Raw genomic sequence first — 19,323 nt, forward strand, 5'->3', positions numbered from 1 at the left:
CGGTGACGACGGCGGAGCGGGTGCTACGCCGTCGCATTGTCCTGCCCGGACATCTTGATCGAGAAGGCACATCGCCGATGGTCGGTTTCCCGCTGCTTCTGATCCCGCTCGCGGTCTACAACATCATCGCCTTCCTGATGCCCAGCGTGTCCTTCTCGGATGTGCTGTTCAAGGTACCGATGATCACAGGCGAGACATGGCCGGTGACGCTCGCCGATCTGCTGCTTGCGCTGGGCGTGGTATTGCTGCTGCTCGAAGTGGTCAAAGGCGCGCGGCCCGGCGCGAAATTCCTGATGGATCACTTGCTGTCGCTGATCGTGTTCGGCGCGGCCGCCGCCGAATTCGTGATGTGGCCCAAATTCGGCAACTCCACCTATTTCCTGCTGGTGCTGCTTGCGATGGCCGATTTCCTCGGCGGAATAGCCCAGCGCGCCCGCCGCCGCATCGCCTACGTCGCCGCTGAGACTGTGCCGGTGCCGCGCAAGGCGAAGCGCCAGCCCGAGGCGCCCGCGGAAGATACGATGTTCGAACCGAAGCTCGACCCTGCCTCGGTGCCGCCTGCACCCGCGTCCTCAGCGAAATCGGTCGCCGAATCCGTGTTGATGGATCACCCCGCGCCGAAGCCTGTCCAAGGCGTCGCGCCGTCGCCGGAAATTCCCTCGCCGCATCTGCAGCCGGGCGACGACACGCCGTCCTCCCCTGAACCGCCCCGCTAGTTCAGCTTCAAGCCACCTGCCGGGTACGCGCCGCGACGCTCGACAGCGGGCGCTTGGCGCCATAGGCCATCTGTGCATCTTGGGAAGAAGCGCGGCGCAGCCGGCCGGCCTGGGGCAGGTGTTCGGCATTGGCGATCAGCTGGGTGACGAAGCTCGGATCTGGGCGCGACAGCGCGGCCTTGCGGACCCACTGCAAGGTCCGCATCAGCGGCACCAGTGCCGTGCCTGTGCCGCTTTCGGAATTGTCCGTTCGATCAGTACTCAACATCGCCATCACCATTGATCCGGCGGAGCCTGTCGCGTTTCGGGACGGTGGCGCCGGTGCGTGTCATGTACTCGCAAGGCCTATGCCGGCGGGCCCGGTTTGGTTCCCCGGCCGCCTGTGAACGTGGTTTCCAAATTGTTTATGAACTTTGCCTAGGGTCAAGGGCTAAACTGGCTCTATCCTGTGCCGGCTCAGGACTCCCCGCTGTCCCGAAACGAGGCGATTTTGACCCCCGCATTGCCGCAAGCCTCCGAAATCCTGGCCGCCCTCGGCCAAGCCGTGTTCGTCTGGGATATCGCCAGCGACGCCATCGTCTGGGGCGAGCAGGCCGGAGCCGTCTTCCCGGGCATCCCCACTGAGCGGCTTGCGACCGGCGCCGAATTCGCCAAGCTGATCGAGCCCGTGCAGTCGCTGCGGACCGCCGCGTTGGCGCAGACCTCCGCCGTGCACGGCGCCGACGGCACGCCCTACCGGGTCGAGTACGGCGTCCGCATGAGCGCGTCCAATCCCGTGGTCTGGGTCGAGGAGACCGGCCGCTGGTTCGCTGGCGCCGACGGCCGCCCGGTGCGCGCGATCGGCTCGGTCCGCATCAACAACGAGCGCCATGCGCGGGACGAGGAGCTTTCCAAGCTCGCCCGGCTCGATCCCCTGACCGGCGAGCTCAACCGCTCCCATCTGATCGCGGCCTTGGCCGAAGCGATCGAGGAGACGACCCGCTTCCGCTCGACCGCGGCGTTCATGCTGGTCGGTATCGACCATCTCGCTCGCGTCAACGACGCGTTCGGCTTCGACGTCGCGGATGCCGTGATCCTCGACGTTGCCAAACGCATCCGCACACGCCTGCGCGGCGGCGACGTGCTGGGGCGCTTCTCCGGCAACAAGTTCGGCCTGATCCTGAAGAACTGCACCGTCGACGACATGAATATCGCGGCCGAGCGCTTCCTCGCCGGCATTCGCGACGAGGTGGTGCCGACCAAGTCCGGCCCGGTCTCCATCACCGTCTCGATTGGCGCCGTCAGCCTGCCGCGATATGCCCGCAGCACCGACGAGGCGATCAACCGTGCCCATGAGACGCTTGATGCCGCCAAGCGCCGGCGCGCCGGCTCGTTCGCCGCATGGCGTCCGGATGCCGCACGCGACGCGCAGCGCCGCGTCAACATTCGTGTCACCGACGAGATCGTCACCGCTCTGAACGAGCGCCGCATCAAGCTCGCCTATGAGCCGGTGGTGTCGGCTACTTCGCGCGAGCGCGCGTTCCACGAATGCCTGGTGCGGATGGACCAGGGCAATGGCCAGGTGCTGCTCGCGCCCGACATCGTGCCAGTGGCCGAACGGCTCGGCCTCATTCGCCTGGTCGATCATCGCGTGCTCGAGCTCGTGGTCGCCGAGCTTGCGGCTGCGCCCGACATCCGCCTCAGCCTCAATATCTCGCCGGACACGACCATGGATCCGGACTGGTGGGCGGGAATCGAATCGCTGATGCGCGCGCATCCGGGTGTCGCCGAGCGGCTCATCGTCGAGATCACCGAGACCGTCGCGATCCAGGATATCGACGATGTCCGCGGTTTCGTCACGCGGTTGAAGAATTTCGGCAGTCGCATCGCCATCGATGATTTCGGTGCCGGCTACACCTCGTTCCGGAATCTGCGCAAGCTCGGCGTCGACCTGGTGAAGATCGATGGCGCCTTCGTGCAGAACATCACGCGTTCGGCCGACGATCGCGCCTTCGTGCAGACCCTGATCGATCTCGCGCGCCGGCTCGAGATCAAGACGGTTGCCGAATGGGTCCAGGACGAGGAAGCGGCCGGCATGCTGCGCGACTGGGGCTGCGACTACATCCAGGGCCGCCTGATCGGGCTTGCGTCCGCCGAGCGCCCGTGGAGCGCGCCACCGGACACGGTGCTGCCTGCGGCGGGGTAGGGCAAACTCAACCGCAACATAGTCCGGACGCCGACTCGCGGTCTGACCTACGGTCCGTACAGCACCAGCTCCGTATCCGTGAGGTCGGCCAGCCGTGGGCGGTGCGGGCCCTTGAAATATTTGCGGCCGCGGCGCTCGGTATGAAAGCCGACGAGGCCGGAGATTGGTTCGTTGGAATCGACGAGCACCGAGATCTTGCCGAGCCGCAGCAGCAGGCGGCCGATGCGGCCGGCGCAGGCGGCGTATTCCGCTGTGCTGCGGCAATAGATCAATTGCATCACCGGCGGCGCGATGAAGCCGCGGCGGATGCGCACCGCTTGCAGGATGAAGGGGTAGGTGCCCTTCGGCGTGCGGCAGACGAGACTCAGGCAGTTGTAGCGCGCATGCCGCGTCAATAGCTCGGTCTCGGCTTCGGAGAGGCCCTCGATCTGCTTGCTGTGCTGCGAGATGACCTCGATCTTGCTCCAGCGCGGTGCGCGCGACAGCGCCGGCACCGAGACGAACAGCCCGCGGCAATAGGCACGAAAGCCCTGCATCTCGATGATCGGCCAGGTCCATACCGCCGGGCTGATGTTGAGATAGGTTACGTGCTTGTGGCGCTGCGCGATCTTGGTCAGCAGCGGCGCATAGTTGCGGTAAGCCGGATCGACATACCAGCTCGACAAATTGCACTGGATGGCGGTCTCTTCGCCGTCCTGCCGCGTCGAGTAGATCAGCAGCAGCACGCCGACCGGCGTGCCGTCATTGTCGAGCATGTAGCCGAAGCGCGGATAGCCCTCGGGCACCGGCCGAAAGGCTTGCCGGCGCAGGCCCTGGATCCAGTAATTGCGCGAGCGGCCGACGAAGCCGCGCGTCAGCAAGTCCGCGATGGCTTCCACATCGGACTCGGTGATCTCGCGGCATCGGACTTTTGTGTGGATCACGCTCGTCTTGCCCGTGGAAATGATCGGCCCCTTGCCTTAGCGCCAGCCTTCGACGTGAGCATCGGCCGGAGCTAGCGGCTGCATGCCCAGAAGGTCCCGCACCTTGACGGGCCAGGCGGAAAGATCAGTGCCGTGGGTGTGGAACATTGCGACAGCCAAGCGATCCATGCCGAACGCGACGCAGCCGGTGTGCGCGGGCTCGCCATTGGCGTCCTTGATACCCCAGGTCGTGCCGAAATGTTCGCGATGATAGTTGAAGCTCATGCAGGCGGTCGGCTGCTCTTCCGAGCGCAGCGGGATCAGGAGCTCGAACTTGAGCTGCTGCTGCTTCTGGCTCACCGCCTTCATCTGGCCGACGCGCCCGAAGAAGGGATCGCTGGCATAATCGACGCGGAAGCTCAGGCCGAGATCGGTCGCGATCGCCTGCGCACGCACCATCCAGCGCTCGCGAAAATCCGCGACGTCGTCGGGGGTGCCGATGCAGACATATTCGCGCATCCGGAACGATTGCAGCCGGTCGAGATGCTTTGACGGCTCGCGGCGGAAGCAGTCGGCGGCGACGTCGAAGCGCAAGCCGCCCTTGGGCAGCGGGCCGCGGCTCGCCGCGATCGGGTAGACGGGATAGCAGGCGGCCGGCGACAGCACGAGATCGGCGGGCGACAGCGAACTGGTCCAGTCGCCGCCGGCATCGAAGCGGCTCACCGCGGCGTTGATGTCGCGCTCGGTGCCGTGCAGGCCGCAGACGCAGCCGAGCAGGTTCGGGAAGCTCTTGAGGTAACCGGACTTCTCGAGCTGGGAGCGGCTCATCACCGGCGGGAAGCGCATCACCTCGGTGCCGGCCTCGCGATTGCGCGTGATCAGCTCGGCGAGCTGCTCGACGATGCCCTCATAGAGCGCGGTGCGCGCATAGACGCCGTCCGATCCCATGGGATGAAACAGCGCACCGGCGAGATGATCGAGCGGATCGGCGGCCTGCGGCGCGGTCTCAGGCGAGTTGGGGAGAACAGCAATGTTCATGTTCGACTTCCTGCTATCTGAAATTGTTCTTGTTGGTCCCCAAGGTTCTCAGTCTTGAAGGCACGTCAGTCCCGAGGCTTGTTAGTCCCGAAGGCTTGCCGGAATGCCGCTCATCAGGGTCGCAGTCGCGGCGTTGGCCAGAATGCGGTCATTGTTGATCATGATCGGCGACGACAGCACGTCGCGCAGATGACGGCCCATGGTGAACTCGCCATCGTTGCGGTAGCCGGAGAGGCCGGTGGTGCGCATCGCATGCATCACGGTCTCGACCGCGAGCTCGGAGGCCTGCACCTTCAAAAGCGTGATCGAGGACTGGAAGTCGAGCGAGCCCAGCGCGCGTTCGTCATGCTCGGCACGGGCGAAGGCGTCGAGATTGGCCGATATCAACGCCCGCAGCTTTGCCAGCGACATTTTCGCAGCGGTGAAGTGGGCGGCGGCCGGGGGCATCTGGCCGCCGGAGGCGCGGGCCGCCTTGCGGACAAAAGCCTGCGCGCGGGTGACGGCTGCGGCGGCAATGCCCGCCCAGGCCGACGACCAGCACAGATGTGCGAACGGCGTCATGGTCTGGGCGTGGATCTTGTCGTAGGCTTCAGGGAAGACGCGATCGGCAGGGCAGTCGACCTTCAGCTCGAAACCGGTCGAGCAGGTGCCGCGCATGCCGAGCGTTTCCCAACCCCTGCGTCTGCTTCAGCGAATAATCGTCCTTGGCGAGCGCCAGCAGCACCTGGTCTGAGGCGGCGGCTTCGGTCGCGCGGCGGGCGATGGTGACGAGGCCGTCCGCCTCGGCGCCGTAGGAGATCACGGTGGCATCGCGCACCAGCGAGACGGTGTCGCCGGCGTTGTCAACGGCGGCGGCGCTGGCGCGGATATTGCCGCCGTTCTGGCCCTCGGTCGTAGAAGAGGCGAGCAGCCACTGGTCGCGGGCGACCCGGCGCATCATGGTTTCCATCCAGGGAATGCCGTGGCCATGCCTGACGATGCAGGCGACCTTGGTCTGGTGCATTGCATAGATCATCGCTGTCGAGGCGCACGCGCGCCCGAGTGTGTAGCAGATGTCTGTGACGTCGTGGATCGAGGCGCCGAAGCCGCCATACTCGACGGGGATCATGACGCCGAGCAGCTTTTGCTCGCGTGCGGCTTGAAAAGCCTTGTGGGGGAAGCGGGCGTCGCGATCGACGTCGTCGGCCTCGGCGGCAGCGACGGCGGCGGTGCGAGCCGCGCGTTCGATCAATGAGGGGCCCTGCTCAAGCAGGCTCGTCGGCGCTTCATCGACAGTAAGAACCGCTTCACGCACGTTCATGCTCATCCGCCTCCGGTTTGTCGTTCGAGATCGCCGGCATCATTCGCGATGCCGTGTAGCGATCTTCCGACCATCTTTGCTTATGAGGTGAGGCTACGGATTTAATTCAAATTCGTCGATGAAATAGAGGGTAAACGAACCGCAATTCCGAACGAACAGTTAAGGCCCGGTTTTTTGCATGACCCGGATTTCCACGATCGCGTTAGCGATTTGGAAGAGGCATTAACTTTAGTCAATCTGAGTCATCGTTTACTAAGAAACGCGAAGTAATGGTGCCGCCCATTGCGGGATCGGGCGTCCCTGCCCATCGTAGCTCGCAATCCGGTCCGACCTTATAGACAGATGGAAATTAGCCGATGCAGGCCTTCGATACCGAATTGCGCGATCGCATCATCAAGCTGGTGAAGGGCATCCTCGAGCAGAATTCGCTCGCCGCTCACGTCATGCCGCAAGCCAAGCTTGTCGACGTCGGCCTGACCTCGATGGACATGGTCAATCTGATGCTCGGCGTCGAAGCCGAGTTCGATTTCACGATTCCCCAGTCGGAGATCACGCCGGAGAATTTCCAGTCCGTCGAGACGCTAGAGCGGATGGTGGCGGCCCAGTTGAAGCTGGCGACCGCAGCTTAGTTAAGACGCACCAATCTCTCCGCAGCGTTGTCCCGGCGAAAGCCGGGACCCATACTCCCAGGGAGTGGTTTGGCGAAGACTGGTCATTTGGGACTGACACCATCCGCGATTGATAGATTCTGCGGTATGGGTCCCGGCCTTCGCCGAGACGACACCGAATGTGTGGCGAGCGCTTTGCGCCCCTCACGGCATCGATACCCACCACCCCCGTTCCAAAACCGCCGCAAAACTGGCATAGCTTAACCATGTCGCACGTGGCGAACGGTGGAGCAGGCATGACGCAGGCGGTATTGGGCATCATCGGCGGCTCCGGCATTTACGACTTGCCGGGACTCGCGGGCGCGCACGAAGAGGCGATCCAGAGCCCCTGGGGCGAGCCGTCGGCGCCCTTGCGGCGCGGCACCATCGCCGGGTTGCCGATCGTGTTCCTGCCGCGGCACGACAAGGGCCATCGGCTGTCGCCCTCCGACATCAACTACCGCGCCAATATCGACGTGCTGAAGCGCGCCGGCGTCACCGATCTGATCTCGCTCTCGGCCTGCGGCTCCTTCAAGGAGGAGATGCCGCCGGGGACCTTCGTCCTTGTCGACCAGTTCGTCGACCGCACTCACAAGCGCGAGAGCTCGTTCTTCGGCAGAGGCTGCGTCGCCCATGTCTCGATGGCCCATCCGGTCTCGCCGCGGCTTCGCATCCATCTTGCCGCCGCGGCCGAGGCCGAAGAGATCGCGATTGCGCGCGGCGGCACCTATGTCTGCATGGAAGGGCCGCAATTCTCCACTTACGCGGAGAGCATGACCTACAAGACGCTGGGCTATTCCGTGATCGGCATGACCAACATGCCCGAAGCGAAGCTCGCGCGCGAGGCGGAGATCTGTTACGCCAGCGTCGCGATGGTGACGGATTTCGATTGCTGGCATCCCGATCACGACGCCGTCACCGTCCAGGACATTATCCGCGTGCTGAGTTCCAACGCCGACAAGGCGAAAGCACTGGTGGCGCGGTTGGCAAAGGATTTCCCGCGCGAGCACGAGCCGTGTCCGATCGGCTCGGACTGCGCGCTCGATACAGCGCTGATCACCGCGCCCGAGGCGCGTGATCCGGAGCTGTTGAAGAAGCTCGACGCTGTGGCGGGCCGTATCCTGCGAGCGTGATACGAAAGGCAGAATGCCATGAAGGTCGACGGCAAACATTTCCGCAGCATCTGGCGCGAGCGCGACGGCTGGTCGGTCGGCGCGATCGACCAGCGCAGGCTGCCGCACGAGTTTGTCGTCGCGCGCCTGACCTCGTGTGACGACGCGGCGGTGGCAATCCGCGACATGCTGGTGCGTGGGGCGCCGCTGATCGGCGCGACGGCAGCTTACGGCATGGCGCTTGCCATGCGTGAGGATGCTTCCGATGCCGGACTTAAGCGCGCCTACGAGACGCTTGTCGTGGCGCGGCCGACTGCGATCAATCTGAAATGGGCGCTGGACGAGATGGGCGCGACGCTCGCGCCGATCGATCCGGTGGAACGGGCGGAAGCCGCCTACGCACGCGCCGACGAGATCGTCGAGCAGGACGTCGAAATCAACCGCGCCATTGCCGGCAATGGTCTGGCGCTGATCGAGGCAATCTTAGCGAAGAAGAAGCCGGGCGAGACGGTCAACGTGTTGACCCATTGCAACGCCGGCTGGCTCGCGACCGTCGATTGGGGCACGGCGACGGCGCCGATCTATCTCGCGCATGAGCGCGGGATCAAAGTCCATGTCTGGGTCGACGAGACGCGGCCGCGCAACCAGGGCGCCTCGCTCACGGCGTGGGAGCTCGGCCATCACGGCGTGCCGCACACCGTGATCCCCGACAATACCGGCGGACACCTGATGCAGCACGGCATGGTCGATCTCGCCATCGTCGGCACTGATCGCGTCGCCGCCAATGGCGATGTCTGCAACAAGATCGGCACGTACCTGAAAGCGCTCGCCGCGCACGACAATAACGTGCCGTTCTATGTCGCGCTGCCGTCTCCAACGATCGATTTTGCCGTCAATGACGGCGTTCGCGACATTCCGATCGAGCAGCGCAGCGGCACTGAAGTCACCGACATGACGGGCCGTACCGCGGATGGAAGGCTTGAGACGGTGCGCATTGTGCCGGACGGCTCGCCGGTCGCGAATTACGCTTTCGACGTCACTCCGGCGCGTCTCGTCACAGGCCTCATCACCGAACGCGGTGTGTTGAAGCCCGACCGCGCCTCGCTCGCGGCGGCGTTCCCGGAGCGGGTTGCAATTGCGGCGGAGTAGCGCGCCTGGCGAGAACCGTCGCCCCAATCTCGTCATTGCGAGCGCAGCGAAGCAATCCAGCATCCCTCTGCGGAAACAGTCTGGATTGCTTCGCTGCGCTCGCAATGACGGAGTATGACGCGCTAGCTCAGCTTCAACCCCGTCGCGGCCTCAAGCTCGGCGATCGCCTGAGCGCCGCTGGCCACCTTGATTGTGGTCATGCCCATGTCGCGCGCGGGCTTCAGATTGACGCCGAGATCGTCGAGATAGACGCAATTCTTCGGATCGACCTTCAGCGCCTCGACCATCGTCCGATAAATGCGCGGGTCGGGCTTGCGCAGTCCGATCTTGGCGGACTCGATGACGTAGTCGAACAACGCCATCACTTCGGCGACGTAAAGCGTGCGTCCGGTCAGGCTGCCGATTGCGTTGGCCGGAAGATTGTTGGTGATGCAGCCGGTCTTGAATTGCGCCTTGATGCGTTTCAAGGCTTCGACCATTTCGGGGCGCAGATCGCCCTGAAGCAGCGGCAGCACCTCGCGGCCACGCACTTCCGCGCCGAGTGCAAGCGATTCCGCGGCAAACAATGTGTCAAAGGTGTCGATGTCGACCTCGGCGCGCTCGAATTTCGCCCAGGCATTTTCCAGATGGTTGGCAGCATTGGTGCGCCGGATGATATCGACGGGCAGGTCGCGCTCGGTCTCGAATCGCGCGAACGCCTCGAACGGCGAGCTCGTCAACACGCCGCCAAAATCAAAGATCACAGCCTCGATCGCCAATGTCCTGCCCTCGTTCATTCTTTCCAAGACGGCTAGCATGGGGTATCGGCGAGAGCCAGCCTGAAGCAATCCCGGGTCCTGGCCGATTCGAGTGCCGAGATCTGTTCCCATGAAGAATGTCGCAACGCTGATCGCTGCCGCGCTGCTGTTCACGACGCCCGCTCACGCCATTGTCGGCGGTGGCACGCCGCAGGCCGATGGCGTTGCACGCGCAGTCGTCACCATCGTCGGGTCGCGCGGCAATTTCTGCACCGGAAGCGTGATTGCGCCGAAGCTGGTGCTCACCGTCGCCCATTGCGTACAGCCCGGCGCCGACTACAAGATCGTCGACTATGGCGCCGATGGTAAGCCGCAACTGCTGAACGTGCGGAGCGTCGCGATCCATCCCAGTTTCAACATGCAGGCGATGCAGGCGCATCGCGCTACCGCCGACGTGGCGCTGCTGCAACTCGATATTCCACTGAAGGGAAAATCGACGGTGCCGGTTGGCTCGCCGAATATTCCAATTCAGGTCGGCAGCCGTTTCACCATCGCAGGCATTGGCGTCACCGTGCGCGGTGAGGGAAAAAGCGGCGGCACGATTCGCGTCGCCGCACTCGTCGCCACCGGCCAGCCCGGCACGTTGCAGATCCGGCTGGTCGATCCCCTAACCAACGGTGTTCGCGACGGAATCGGCGCCTGCACCGGCGATTCCGGCGGCCCCGTGTTCGAGGACAGACCGAACGGTGCCGTGCTTGTCGGTGTCATTAGCTGGTCGACCGGGCCGAACGGCGCCGCCGGCTGCGGCGGCTTGACCGGGGTTACACCCCTCACGCTCTATCGCGACTGGATCTTGCAGACCGCGCGGAGCTGGGGTGCGGCGCTGTGATTTGACCGCGACCTGATCTATGTCATTTTGCAGCGGAAGCGCGAGGAGCGACCATGCCCTTCGCGGAGGAAACGCGCTGTCCGGTCAAGGACGGCCTAAAAGCCACGAGGCATAGAAGCAACAATGAATGTCGCTGTTCGCAGTCACGCTACGGCCAAGCAAGCTTCAGAACATTTCGACGTGCTGATCGTCGGTGCCGGGATCTCCGGTATCGGCAGCGCCTATCATGTCGCAAAGCAGCTTCCGGGGACGAGCTACGTCGTCCTGGAGACCCAGGCGACGTTCGGCGGCACGTGGATCACGCATCGCTATCCTGGCATTCGGTCGGACAGTGACCTCCACACCTTCGGCTATAGCTTCAAGCCTTGGGTTGGCCCGCCGATCGCGACCGCCGAGGAAATCCTCGCCTACATGAACGAGGTGATCGACGAAAACGATATCGCCAGACATATCCGCTACAAGCACAAGATCAACTCCGCGAGCTGGTCGAGCGAGCAAAATCTCTGGACCATTGAGGCGGTGACGACCGACACGAGCGAAGCCAAGACCTTCACCGCGAACTTCCTCTGGATGTGCCAGGGTTACTATCGCCATTCCGAGGGCTACACGCCGCAATGGAAGGGCGCCGACCGCTTCAAGGGCCGCGTCGTCCATCCTCAGACATGGCCGGATGACATCGACCTTGCGGGCAAGAAGGTTGTCGTGATCGGCTCGGGCGCAACCGCGGCGACGCTGGTGCCGAACATCGCGGACAAATGTGGGCATGTCACCATGCTGCAGCGTTCGCCGACCTATTTCCGACTCGGCCGCAATGCGATCGAGATCGCCGAGGAGCTGCGCAGGCTCCAGGTCGACGAGGCCTGGATCCACGAGATCGTGCGGCGCAAGATACTGTTCGAGCAGGATGCGTTCACGAAGCTCTGCCTGAGCAAGCCCGAGCAAGTGAAAAAGGAATTGATAGGACAGATCAGCGCGGTCCTCGGGCCGGACTACGACGTCGAAACGCACTTCACCCCGAGCTACCGGCCGTGGCGGCAGCGCATTGCGTTCGTGCCGGATGCGGATCTGTTCAAGGGGATTGCCAGTGGCAAGGCCTCCGTCGTCACCGACGAGATCGAATGCTTCGTCGAGAACGGCATCCAGCTCAAATCAGGCAAGCTGCTCGAAGCCGACATCATCGTCACCGCCACCGGCTTCAATCTCGCCGCGCTCGGCGACATCGCCTTCGAGATCGATGGCAAGCCGCTCGCGTTCGGCGACACCGTGACTTATCGCGGCATGATGTTCACGGGCGTGCCGAACATGGTCTGGGTGTTTGGTTATTTCCGCGCCAGCTGGACGTTGCGTGTCGACCTTGTCGCCGATTTCGTCTGTCGCCTGCTCGGGCATATGAAGGCGAAGGGCAGCAAAAAAGTCGAGGTGAGCTTGCGGCCTGAAGACCACAACATGCCGATCCTGCCCTGGATCGATCCGGAAAACTTCAACCCCGGTTACATGATGCGCAACATGGACCTGTTGCCCAAGCGCGGCGACAAGCCGGAATGGCAGCACAGTCAGGATTACTGGACCGAGAAGGACGAAATCCCGAAAACGGATCTGGATGATGCGGCGTTCGTGTATGGGTGAGGTGCCTTGTGGTGGGTTGCTGAATCAGGCCAATGGCCGCCACAAACTCGTGTCGTCCCGGCGAAGGCCGGGACCCATACCGCGGAATCCATCGGTCGCGGATGGTCGTCGTACCGAACGACTAGTCGTCGCCAAACTTTGCCTTGTGGCTATGGGTCCCAGCCTTCGCCGGGATGACACCATCTTTCTGGGCGGGCTGCGTCTCAACTCATTCCCAACGCGGTTACGAATTCCTGCGCATCGCGTTCGTGGCAATGGCCGCGGCCGCCGTCCTGTTTTCCACGCCAAGCTTCGCGTAAATCTGCTCCAGATGCTTGTCGACGGTGCGCGGGCTCAATCCCAGGATCTGCGCGATGTCCCGGTTGGTCTTGCCTTTGCTGAGCCACGCCAGCACCTCGCCCTCGCGGGTGGTGAGGCCGAGTTCGCTGGTGTATTCGGGCGGCAGCGCAGTGCCGGCCTCCCGGGAGAGCCGCAGCAGGAACTCGTTCGGCGCGGTCTCGCCGACGTAGTAGAGCCGGAGTTGCGCATTGTCGGGCAGGGAGGCCGGCTGCGACTTCGAGCTGCCCTTGCTTTTCGCCTGCTCCAGCCATTGCAGCAGAGATGGCGGCAGCACGAAGTCGTCATCGGCCTGCGCGCCTTGGTGATCGGCAAGCAGCTTCTGCGCCTGCGGGGTCGCCCAGAGCAGGTTTCCCTTGCGGTTGACCGCGAACAGGAAGCGTCCGGAGACATCGAGCGCCGCACGCGCGCTCTGGGTCAGCCGCGCATTGCCGAGATGGACGCGAATGCGCGCCAGCATCTCCTCGATCACGATTGGCTTGGCGACGTAGTCGACGCCGCCGGCTTCAAGTCCGCGCACGATATGCTCGGTTTCGGCCAGGCCCGTCATGAAGATCACGGGAATATTGGCGAACCCCGCATCGCGCTTCAGGCGCCGGCAGGTCTCGAATCCGTCAATGCCGGGCATCACGGCGTCGAGCAGCACGATGTCGGGCGTGATCTGTTCGACGATGCGCATTGCGGCCGCGCCGTCGAGCGCGACCATCACCGTCATCCCCGCGCCATCGAGCGCGTCGGTGAGCAGCCGCAGCGTCTCCGGAGAATCGTCGACGACCAACGCGACGTCGCGCTTTTTCGGCTCAGTGTTCATACGCATGCAATGTCTTCAATGTGCTCATGTACTGGTCGAGGTCGAAGCGATCGACCAGGGATCGCATTTGCGCGACGAAGTCGGCATGCTCCGGATGTTCGCTGCCGATCTCGTCCAGCTTCAACTGGATGCCCTTGACATAGCCGATCCGGCCGAGCCCGATCAGCGCCTCGATGTGCCTGACCGGCGGCCGGGAGCCGCTTTCCGGCTGCCAGAGCGGCACGAGGATCTCGTCGGAACCGTATTGCCATTCGATCCTGAGAAGCTGGCGGATCGTTTCCAGAAGCCGCGGGATGTCGATCGGCTTCATCAGGTAGCCGTCGTGGAAAGGCTGTGCCAGCGGCGTGCCGTGGGCCTCCAGCGCGCTCGCCGAGACCATCAGGATGCGCGCCTGGTGATGTCCGCTTGCGCGCAATGATTCGGCCACAGTCCAGCCGTCCATGCCCGGCATCGAGATATCGAGCAGGAACAGATCGGGCCGGCAATGCTGCGCCAGCGCCAGGCAGCCCGGTCCGTCGGCGGCGCTGAGCAGGATGAAGCCCAGCGGGGCCAGGACTTCGCGCAGGAGGTCGCGATGTACGGGATCGTCGTCGGTGACGAGGATGGTCTTGCGCGCGCCGTGATAGCCGGCGACCGGCGCCTCAACGGGCGCAGTGCGCCTGGGGTTGGTGACCTCCGACAGCAGCATCTTCACTCTAAATGTGCTGCCGTGGCCAACCGTGCTGGTGACCTTGATGTCGCCGCCCATCACGCCGGCGAGCAGCCGGCTGATGGTGAGGCCCAGGCCCGTCCCGGTCTGCGGTTGCGAGACCCCGAGTGCGCCGCGCTCGAACGGCGCGAAGATGCGTTCGAGATCGTCGCCCCGGATGCCGGGTCCGGTATCGGTCACCTCGAACTCGGCGACGGGACTGCGATAGTGCACGACAAATTGCACGCTGCCGGTCCGGGTGAATTTGATCGCGTTGGACAGGAGGTTGATCAGGACCTGACGCAGCCGCTTCTCGTCGGCATAGACGACCGTCGGCAAGGTCGGAGGACGCCTGAAGACGAAGTCGATGCCCTTGGCGCCGGCCTGGAGGCGGAACATGCCGACGAGCTGGTCGAGGAACTCGCTCAGCCGGACCTCGTCGCGCGACAAATACAGCCGTCCCGCCTCGATCTTGGAGATGTCCAGAATGCCGTCGATCAGGCCGGAGAGATGATCGGCGCTGCGGCGCACGACGCGGACCTGGTCGCGCGGCTTGGCGGGCAGCGTCGAATCCTGTTCGAGCAGCTGGGCATAGCCGCTGATGGCGTTCAGGGGTGAGCGCAGTTCGTGGCTCAGCCCGACCACATAACGGCTCTTGGCGAGGTTGGCGGACTCGGCGACCTCCTTGGCGCGCTGGAGCGCGGCGTCGGTGCGCTTGTGGGCGTCGATCTCCTGGATCAGCAGCGTGGTCTGTCGCCGCGTCTCGGCCTCCGCGGCGCGGCGGCTCTGCTGCGCCAGTACGAACAGCCAGGCGACCACGCCGATGATGATGCTCAGCGAGAAGAACACCTTCCAGAGCACATTGGAGACGAGCGAGTTCTCGCCATGCACGCTTGCCGAGGTTTGCAGGTAGATCAGTCCGAGCACGAGCGCGACGAGCCCGGCGGAGACGACGAACACGCCGATATAGTGGCCGAACTGCGAGTTGATGCGCTGATAGATGGGCTGCGGCAGAATCTTGCCGAGCGCTTCCGAGAATTGCATCTGGATCCGCGCGTGCGGCTTGCACAGATCGTGGCAGCGGGCGTCGAGCGAGCAGCACAGCGAGCAGATCGGTCCCGCATAGGCGGGGCAGGCGCTCATGTCCTCCGGTTCGAACGTATGCTCGCAGATGCAGCACTGGATCGCCTCGACATTCGCCCAGCTCCGCTTCGGCTTGCGCGCGATGTAGTATTTGCCGTCAGTGAGCCAGGCAATAACAGGCGCGGTGACGAACGCCACTGTCAGTGCGACGAAGGCGGCGAGCGCCTTCATGGTCGGGCCGAACAGGCCGTAGAACGCTGCGATCGAGACGATGATCGCGAGCGTCATCGCACCAACGCCGACCGGATTGATGTCGTAGAGATGCGCCCGCTTGAATTCCATCTGCGGCGGGCGGAGCCCAAGCGGCTTGTTGATGACGAGATCGGATACCAGCGCACCGACCCAGGCAATCGCGACGTTTGAGTAGAGCGCCAGGGTTTGCTCCAGCGCCTTGTAGACGCCGATCTCCATCAGGAGCAGCGCCACCATCACGTTGAACACCAGCCAGACCACGCGACCGGGATGGCTGTGCGTCAGGCGCGAGAAGAAATTCGACCAGGCAATCGAGCCGGCATAGGCATTGGTGACGTTGATCTTGATCTGCGACAGCACGACGAAAAAGCCGGTCAACGCCAGCGCGAGGTCCGGATCCGACAGCACGTAGCGAAACGCCACGAGATACATATGGGCGGGCTCGGCGGCCTCTTCTGGCGGCACGCCGTGGCTCAGCGCGAAGAACGCGAGAAAGGAACCGGCCAGCAGTTTCAGCGCGCCGAGCACGATCCAGCCCGGCCCCGCGCTCATCAGCGCGATCCACCACGACGCCTTGGAGGTGCGGCGGTCGCGCGGCAGGAATCGCAGGAAGTCGACCTGCTCGCCGATCTGCGCCACCAGCGAGAACACCACCGAGGACGCGACACCGAACAGCAACAGATCGAAATGGCCAGCGACGTCGCCGTGCTCTCCGGCGAATTTGTGCCATTCCGTGAAGGAGCGCGGGCTGGCCCACGCGATCGCTGCGAAGGGCAGGATGTGCAGCACAACCCAGAGTGGCTGCGTCCAGAGCTGGAAGCGGCTGATCAGCGTAATGCCGTAGGTCACGAGCGGGATGATCGCGATCGCGCTGATGAGGTAGCCGATCGGGCGCGGAATGCCCAGGCACATCTCCAGCGCGGTCGCCAGGATCACCGCCTCGATTGCGAAGAAGATGAAGGTGAATGAGGCGTAGATCAGCGAGGTGACGGTTGAGCCGATATAGCCGAAGCCGGCACCGCGCGTGAGCAGGTCAATGTCGATGCCGCATTTGGCTGCATAATAGGCAATCGGAACGCCGCAGAAGAAGATGATGGTAGAGACGACGAGGATCGCGGCGGCTGCGTTGGTGACGCCGTAATTGAGCGTGATGGTGCCGCCGATCGCCTCCAGCACCAGGAACGAGATTGCACCGATTGCGGTGTTGGCAACGCGGGCGGCAGACCAACGACGCGCGCTCTTGGCGGTGAAGCGCAGCGCGTAGTCTTCCAGCGTCTGGTTGGCGACCCATTGGTTGTACTGGCGCCTGACGCGGTCTATTCGCTGCCGCCCTGCCACTGAACCCACCCCCGATACCGACCCGGGCCCTCGCAATTCCCGTACCAAAAGCCTACGTCGGCATTTTGCGGTGCAATATACGCGATCTTGCGTATCCTTGCGGTGCACAAATTCGAGCCATCCTCACCGGACCAATCGCGTGTCCTCGAACAAAAGTGGGGTGCTCATGTCAGACGAAGCCAACAAGGGCCTAATGTCGCCGCTGCGGCGCAAACTATTGATGGGAATGGCGGCCATCCCGGCCATCACGATGCTGCCGCGGGCGTCTTTCGCACAGGCTCCCGCGACCTCGGCCGTCAACACCACCGGCCTTGCGGTCACCGACACCGAGGTGACCGTCGGTATCCTACACTCCGCTACCGGCACGATGGCCATCTCCGAAACCGGTTCGATCGAGGCGGAAAAGCTTGCGATCGAGCAGATCAACGCCATGGGCGGCGTGCTCGGGCGCAAGATCAAGTTCATTCAGGAAGACGGCGCCAGCGACTGGCCGACCTTTGCGGAAAAAGCCAAGAAGCTGCTGGTCAACGACAAGGTCGCGGCGATCATGGGCTGCTGGACCTCGGCCTCGCGCAAGGCGGTGCTGCCGGTCATGGAGCAGTACAACGGCATGCTCTACTACCCGACCTTCTACGAAGGTCTCGAGCAGTCCAAGAACGTGATCTACACGGGACAGGAGGCGACCCAGCAAATTCTCGCCGGTCTGAACTGGATCGCCAAGGAAAAGGGCGCGAAGTCGTTCTTCTTCGTCGGCTCCGACTACATCTGGCCGCGCACCTCGAACAAGATCGCGCGCAAGCACGTCGAAAACGTGCTGAAAGGCAAGGTCGTCGGCGAAGAATATTATCCGCTCGGCAACACCCAGTTCAATTCGGTCATCAACAAGATCAAGCTGACCAAGCCCGACGTGATCTTCACCGACGTCGTCGGCGGCTCCAACGTCGCGTTCTACAAGCAGCTCAAGGCCGCCGGCATCGACCTTTCCAAGCAGGCGCTGCTGACGATCTCGGTGACCGAGGACGAAATCGACGGCATCGGCGGCGAGAACATCGCAGGCGCCTATGCCTGCATGAAGTACTTCCAGTCGCTCGACAATCCGAACAACAAGGCCTTCGTGCCCGCATTCAAGAAGATGTGGGGCGAGAAGACGGTGATCGGAGACGTCACCCAGGCTGCCTATCTCGGCCCGTGGCTGTGGAAGTTGACGGTGGAAAAGGCCGGTTCGTTCGACGTCGACAAGATCGCCGCGGCTTCACCCGGCGTGGAGTTCAAGGGCGCTCCGGAAGGCTATGTGCGCATCCACGAAAATCATCACCTCTGGTCGAAGACCCGGGTAGGACGCGCCAAGCTCGATGGCCAGTTCGAGCTGATCTACGAGACCGCCGATCTCGTCGAGCCGGATCCGTTCCCCAAGGGGTACCAGTAAGACCGGTTATCCGTACGAGACGCGGCGTTCGTCGCCGCTTTCCTCAACGCAAAACCTCTCCCTGGCGTGAACAGCAAATCCACGCCCAAGACCCCCGCGTCGCGAATCTGCTCGCGACGCGGGACCTTCATCCCCGACGGAGGACATCGATGTTCGGCGACTACTCGCTTGGTGACCTTGGCTCCATCTTCGTCATGCAGGGTTTTGCAGGGCTGATCCTGTTCTCGGTCTACGTCCTGATGGCGCTGGGTCTCGCCATCATCTTCGGCCAGATGGGCGTCATCAACATGGCCCATGGCGAGTTCATGATCCTCGGCGCCTACGTCACCTGGATGACCTCGAATGTCTTTCAGTCCTATTTGCCGAGCCTGTTCAGCGGCTACTTCTTCCTCGCCATGATCCTGGCCTTCATCGCATCCGGTGCGCTGGGAATGCTGGTCGAATGGGTGCTGATACGGCATCTCTACAAGCGTCCGCTCGACACGCTGCTTGCCACCTGGGGGCTCAGCCTGATCTTGCAGCAGGCCTATCGCTCGGTGTTCGGTGCGCGTGAGGTCGGCGTCGAGCTGCCGCAGTGGATGCTGGGCTCGCTGCATGTGACCGACAGCATCGAAGTGCCGATCAACGGCGTCTTCGTGATGTGCCTCACCGTCCTCATCACCATCTCCGTCGCCTACGTGATGTACAAATCGCGCTGGGGCCGCCAGGTGCGCGCGGTGGTCCAGAACCGCACCATGGCCGGCGCGGTCGGCATCAATACGGAAAAAGTCGATCGCTATACCTATGGCCTCGGTTGCGGCATCGCCGGAGTAGCCGGCAGCGCCTTCACCATGATCGGCTCGACCGGGCCGACCTCCGGACAGCTCTACATCGTCGACACGTTCCTGGTGGTGGTGTTCGGCGGCGCCGCGAGCCTGGTCGGCACCATCGCTTCGGCCTTCTCGATCTCGCAGACGCAATCCACCCTCGAGTTCTTCATGTCGGGTTCGATGGCCAAGGTGCTGACGCTGCTCGCCGTCGTCGGAATCCTGATGCTGCGGCCGCAAGGGCTGTTCGCCCTCAAGGTTCGCAAGTGAGAAATCGAGGCT

Annotated in this window: 15 protein-coding genes and 1 pseudogene; 9 read left to right on the forward strand and 7 right to left on the reverse strand. The window is 63.5% G+C overall.

The genetic code is table 11. From position 1 onward, the window contains the following. The first annotated feature begins 77 nt into the window (after positions 1-77). Positions 78-716 carry a hypothetical protein gene (locus AB8Z38_RS25045; RefSeq protein ID WP_369720425.1) on the forward strand — a complete coding sequence of 213 codons (639 nt, stop codon included), beginning with the start codon at positions 78-80 and terminating at the stop codon, positions 714-716. A gap of 7 nt (positions 717-723) precedes the next feature. Here AB8Z38_RS25045 and AB8Z38_RS25050 read toward each other — a convergent pair whose 3' ends face one another. Then, positions 724-984: a hypothetical protein gene (locus tag AB8Z38_RS25050; RefSeq protein WP_369726600.1), complete on the reverse strand. Its 261-nt coding sequence runs from the start codon at positions 982-984 to the stop codon at positions 724-726. A gap of 222 nt (positions 985-1,206) precedes the next feature. Between AB8Z38_RS25050 and AB8Z38_RS25055 the strand changes: the two genes are divergently transcribed. Next, the gene (locus tag AB8Z38_RS25055) at positions 1,207-2,901 is read left to right on the forward strand and encodes an EAL domain-containing protein (RefSeq protein WP_369720426.1); all 1,695 of its coding nucleotides are present in this window, start codon (positions 1,207-1,209) and stop codon (positions 2,899-2,901) included. Between the two features lie 47 nt (positions 2,902-2,948). Here AB8Z38_RS25055 and AB8Z38_RS25060 read toward each other — a convergent pair whose 3' ends face one another. The 3 genes and pseudogenes from AB8Z38_RS25060 to AB8Z38_RS25070 all read right to left on the reverse strand — a co-directional run bounded on the left by AB8Z38_RS25060 (position 2,949) and on the right by AB8Z38_RS25070 (position 6,141). Next, the gene (locus AB8Z38_RS25060) at positions 2,949-3,824 is read right to left on the reverse strand and encodes an acyl-CoA acyltransferase (RefSeq protein ID WP_369720427.1); all 876 of its coding nucleotides are present in this window, start codon (positions 3,822-3,824) and stop codon (positions 2,949-2,951) included. Positions 3,825-3,860: 36 nt separating this feature from the next. Further along, on the reverse strand, positions 3,861-4,841 hold the full coding sequence (locus tag AB8Z38_RS25065) for an amino acid--[acyl-carrier-protein] ligase (protein WP_369720428.1): 981 nt from the start codon (positions 4,839-4,841) through the stop codon (positions 3,861-3,863). Positions 4,842-4,922: 81 nt separating this feature from the next. Continuing rightward, a pseudogene (locus AB8Z38_RS25070) lies at positions 4,923-6,141 on the reverse strand (acyl-CoA dehydrogenase family protein). 356 nt (positions 6,142-6,497) lie between these two features. Between AB8Z38_RS25070 and AB8Z38_RS25075 the strand changes: the two are divergent. The 3 genes from AB8Z38_RS25075 to mtnA all read left to right on the forward strand — a co-directional run bounded on the left by AB8Z38_RS25075 (position 6,498) and on the right by mtnA (position 9,049). Next, a complete protein-coding gene (locus tag AB8Z38_RS25075; RefSeq protein WP_369720429.1) occupies positions 6,498-6,770 on the forward strand; it encodes a phosphopantetheine-binding protein in 273 nt (90 codons plus the stop codon). Positions 6,771-7,045: 275 nt separating this feature from the next. Beyond that, the gene (locus AB8Z38_RS25080; RefSeq protein ID WP_369720430.1) at positions 7,046-7,921 is read left to right on the forward strand and encodes an S-methyl-5'-thioadenosine phosphorylase; all 876 of its coding nucleotides are present in this window, start codon (positions 7,046-7,048) and stop codon (positions 7,919-7,921) included. 18 nt (positions 7,922-7,939) lie between these two features. Further along, complete coding sequence (mtnA, locus tag AB8Z38_RS25085) at positions 7,940-9,049, forward strand: S-methyl-5-thioribose-1-phosphate isomerase (protein ID WP_369720431.1); 1,110 nt, start codon at positions 7,940-7,942, stop codon at positions 9,047-9,049. Positions 9,050-9,171: 122 nt separating this feature from the next. Here the strand turns inward: mtnA and AB8Z38_RS25090 are convergent, their stop codons facing one another. Beyond that, a complete protein-coding gene (locus AB8Z38_RS25090) occupies positions 9,172-9,807 on the reverse strand; it encodes an HAD-IA family hydrolase (protein ID WP_369726601.1) in 636 nt (211 codons plus the stop codon). Between the two features lie 109 nt (positions 9,808-9,916). Between AB8Z38_RS25090 and AB8Z38_RS25095 the strand changes: the two genes are divergently transcribed. Together AB8Z38_RS25095 and AB8Z38_RS25100 are read left to right on the forward strand one after the other, a co-directional pair. Continuing rightward, complete coding sequence (locus tag AB8Z38_RS25095; protein ID WP_369720432.1) at positions 9,917-10,675, forward strand: trypsin-like serine protease; 759 nt, start codon at positions 9,917-9,919, stop codon at positions 10,673-10,675. A 123-nt stretch (positions 10,676-10,798) separates the two neighbouring features. Further along, positions 10,799-12,301: a flavin-containing monooxygenase gene (locus tag AB8Z38_RS25100; protein ID WP_369720433.1), complete on the forward strand. Its 1,503-nt coding sequence runs from the start codon at positions 10,799-10,801 to the stop codon at positions 12,299-12,301. A gap of 223 nt (positions 12,302-12,524) precedes the next feature. Here the strand turns inward: AB8Z38_RS25100 and AB8Z38_RS25105 are convergent, their stop codons facing one another. Then, on the reverse strand, positions 12,525-13,454 hold the full coding sequence (locus AB8Z38_RS25105; protein ID WP_369720434.1) for a response regulator: 930 nt from the start codon (positions 13,452-13,454) through the stop codon (positions 12,525-12,527). Beyond that, positions 13,438-16,809, reverse strand: coding sequence for an ATP-binding protein (locus AB8Z38_RS25110; protein ID WP_369720435.1), 3,372 nt, complete (start codon positions 16,807-16,809; stop codon positions 13,438-13,440). Before AB8Z38_RS25110 ends, AB8Z38_RS25105 begins: the two co-directional genes overlap by 17 nt. Positions 16,810-16,975: 166 nt before the next feature. Here AB8Z38_RS25110 and urtA point away from each other — a divergent pair, with 166 nt between their 5' ends. Together urtA and urtB are read left to right on the forward strand one after the other, a co-directional pair. Continuing rightward, a complete protein-coding gene (gene urtA / locus AB8Z38_RS25115) occupies positions 16,976-18,235 on the forward strand; it encodes an urea ABC transporter substrate-binding protein (protein ID WP_369720436.1) in 1,260 nt (419 codons plus the stop codon). A gap of 149 nt (positions 18,236-18,384) precedes the next feature. Then, the gene (gene urtB, locus AB8Z38_RS25120) at positions 18,385-19,311 is read left to right on the forward strand and encodes an urea ABC transporter permease subunit UrtB (protein WP_369720437.1); all 927 of its coding nucleotides are present in this window, start codon (positions 18,385-18,387) and stop codon (positions 19,309-19,311) included. The last annotated feature ends 12 nt before the right edge of the window (positions 19,312-19,323 follow it).

This window comes from Bradyrhizobium sp. LLZ17, from assembly GCF_041200145.1.
Classification (GTDB): domain Bacteria; phylum Pseudomonadota; class Alphaproteobacteria; order Rhizobiales; family Xanthobacteraceae; genus Bradyrhizobium.